The organism is Bacteroides propionicigenes (assembly GCF_018390535.1).
Classification (GTDB): domain Bacteria; phylum Bacteroidota; class Bacteroidia; order Bacteroidales; family Bacteroidaceae; genus Bacteroides; species Bacteroides propionicigenes.
Window position 1 is genome coordinate 1 of the sequence record NZ_JAHBBW010000032.1, and the last position, 2,903, is coordinate 2,903.

Genomic DNA, 2,903 nt, shown 5'->3' on the forward strand with positions numbered 1-2,903 from the left:
GTCACCGGCTGTTATCGATTGTCACAAAAATGTTAACTTATGGGAGCAACAAGTATTCATGTACAAGCAGTGAAGCCGGGGAGCGAGATTCACAACTTTAGGGAAAAAGAGTTGGACTATGTTCGTCCGGAACTTAGTCATTTGAATGAAAGCTGGGTTGGAGATAGCATCTCCCATCGGCTGGAGAGTGCGAAACAGAGATATTTCGATACGGTTGGGCAGAAGATGCAGACTAAAGCAGCACCCATACGGGAGGGGGTAATAGTAATCAAGCAAGAAACCACCATGCAGGAACTCCAGCAATTCGCTGCGGTCTGCAAGGAACGTTTCGGTATTGAAGCGTTTCAAATCCATATACACAAGGACGAAGGATACATGAACGCAAAGCAATGGACACCTAACCTTCACGCCCATGTAGTTTTCGATTGGACGCAGCCGAACGGGAAGAGTGTGCGTTTATCGCGTGATGACATGGCAGAACTCCAAACCATAGCATCTGAAGCACTGGGCATGGAACGTGGTGTTTCTTCTGATCGCAAACACTTATCGGCTATGCAGTACAAGACCGAATGTGCGAAAGAACAGCTTCAGGAACTATCCAACGATATATCCAGTGCGTTAGACAAGCACAAGGACGTGCAAAACCAGCTTCTTCAGCTTCAGAAAGAACTACGTTCCATTGAAACAAAGAAAAACGTCCAAAAACTCATTTCTAAGGCTTCAGAGAAGTTTTACGGCTTGATAGGGAAAACGGTTAACGATAGGGAAAAAGATGCCTTAAAAGCCAAAATAAAGGCTTTAGAGGGGGAAAATGAACAGCTATCCGATAGACTGGGAAAGGCTATACTTGAAAAAGAGCGAAACGGCACAAAGGTATTCAAAGCCGAGAACGACAAGGAGTATTATAGACAGCAAATGGACAATGCAAGGACAACCAGTAACCGACTAAGAACGGAGAACCAAGAACTAAAGACCGAAACCAAGGAATTGAAAAAAGAACTTGGTAAGATGAAAGACTTGTTCAATTCCGAACAACTGGAGGCTTTAAGGCATCATTTCCCAAACATATCAAAAGCTATGGAAGAGGGGAAAGACCTACTCAAGCAAATCACCAGAAGCAGAGGTTTCGGCATGGGTATGTAACCCCCCCCCGCCCCCAAAGGGGGAGCGACCAAACGGCAGCTTCACTCAATGGAGTGTTACGCCGTTCGGGTTCGGAAGAAATTTTGCAGGGTTCGAAAAACGGTTGTGTGCTTATTCGAAAAAAAGTTTATGGTGTGGGCGCTCGTCGGGACGGGTGGTCCCGCCCCTTGCCGCTGGGCGCTCCCCGACCGATGATTTTTTAAGTAGTTGATTATATGCCGTTTTTAGGGTATAATAAGAACTTAAGAAATAGAATAAGTTAAGTAGTTGATACTCAATATAGGGTATTTTCCATATTGGAAAATCTGATTTTCCATATTAGAAAGTCACTCTTTCCTATTAGATGTTAAAAAGGAAAATATATTTTGCTTTTTTATTGTATTAATGGAAATTTAAATATTCCTTTGTGGAAAATCAAATTATACTTTTTCACCGATATATAGAAAGTCAAATTTGCCTAAATAGAATGTTTATGGAAAATAAGAAAGTACTCAAATTAACCGATTTTCAAAAAAACGAAGAAAACCCCTTTATGAAACAAGCAATTGAAGGGATTGAAAATCACGTTGTTAAGAAATACAAAAGTAGTACGGGAAGTGATAAAAAAGCTGTAGTTGCTGTTGCTGATACAGATACAGGAGAAGTATTCAAAACCTCGTTTATCCGACAAATAGAAGTAGATGAAGAGCAATTTGCAAAACTATACCTTGCGAATTTTGCCGCTTTTTTCAATCTATCACAATCAGCTATTCGGGTTTTCGGGTATATTCTAACTTGCATGAAGCCTAAGAATGATATGATAATTTTCGATAGGCGAAAATGCTTAGAATACACCCAATACAAATCAGACAAAGCCATATACAAAGGATTGGCAGAGCTCGTACAAAGTGAAATCATAGCAAGAGGTCCAAACGAATATAATTGGTTCATTAATCCGTTGATTGTCTTTAATGGGGATAGGGTTTCATTTACAAAAACATACGTTCGGAAAAAGACTTTAGCTGCCCAAAAGAAAGAAGAAGCAGAGAAACGACAGTTATCACTTGGTTTTGATGAACTGTAACACTCCATTGAGTGAAGCTGCCGTTTGGTCGCTCCCCCTTTGGGGGCGGGGGGGGATAGATAAAGTTCCTCTATGTAAAGTTATAATGGGGGATGAAAGGCAAGGTTCGCTAACCTTACCCCGATTGTTTATGCTTCCCAGCATTCAATCTATCCCCGTTTATGGGTTTCTCTTTCACCCTACAAAGATAACCTCATGGGGGAAAAATGTCCAAGAATATGGGGTAAAAACTATCAAGTCGGTAGAAAATAAGTATCTTTGAAGTACATTTTTAGTAGAGGTACTGGTATGCCTAGACGAAGCAGATAGGCAAAAATAAAGCCGCTGGGGATGTCGGATGTCCGTCAATTAACTCCAGCGGCTTGTATTTTGGTAACTCTCCCGTATCGGTCAGCTACCGTTTGGTCAGCAACAAAGGTAGTACTTTATTGTCGCAAATCCAAATGTTTTCCCCTTTATTTGTGCATTTACAAAACATTCACTAACTTCGCACCTATGCAGTATGGTGATAGCACACTAGCACCCTAAAGGGTACGTGTGTAAGGGGACAAGCCCCCTTAACCCCCTGTCAGCCGGCTGTCACCGGCTGTTATCGATTGTCACAAAAATGTTAACTTATGGGAGCAACAAGTATTCATGTACAAGCAGTGAAGCCGGGGAGCGAGATTCACAACTTTAGGGAAAAAGAGTTGGACTA

The 2,903-nt window shown here is 41.6% G+C and carries 2 protein-coding genes; both read left to right on the forward strand.

Annotated features, from left to right (window positions below; all coding sequences use genetic code 11):
• The first annotated feature begins 39 nt into the window (after positions 1-39).
• Positions 40-1,143 carry a plasmid recombination protein gene (locus tag KG118_RS17325; RefSeq protein ID WP_007572070.1) on the forward strand — a complete coding sequence of 368 codons (1,104 nt, stop codon included), beginning with the start codon at positions 40-42 and terminating at the stop codon, positions 1,141-1,143.
• Positions 1,144-1,615: 472 nt separating this feature from the next.
• Positions 1,616-2,206 (forward strand): hypothetical protein, encoded by a 591-nt coding sequence (locus tag KG118_RS17330; RefSeq protein WP_008670455.1) that lies wholly within the window; start codon positions 1,616-1,618, stop codon positions 2,204-2,206.
• Positions 2,207-2,903: the final 697 nt, after the last annotated feature.

Coding starts and splice junctions, on each gene's coding strand:
- KG118_RS17330 (WP_008670455.1), top strand. CDS start 1,616: ATGGAAAATAAGAAAGTACTCAAATTAACCGATTTTCAAAAAAACGAA.
- KG118_RS17325 (WP_007572070.1), top strand. CDS start 40: ATGGGAGCAACAAGTATTCATGTACAAGCAGTGAAGCCGGGGAGCGAG.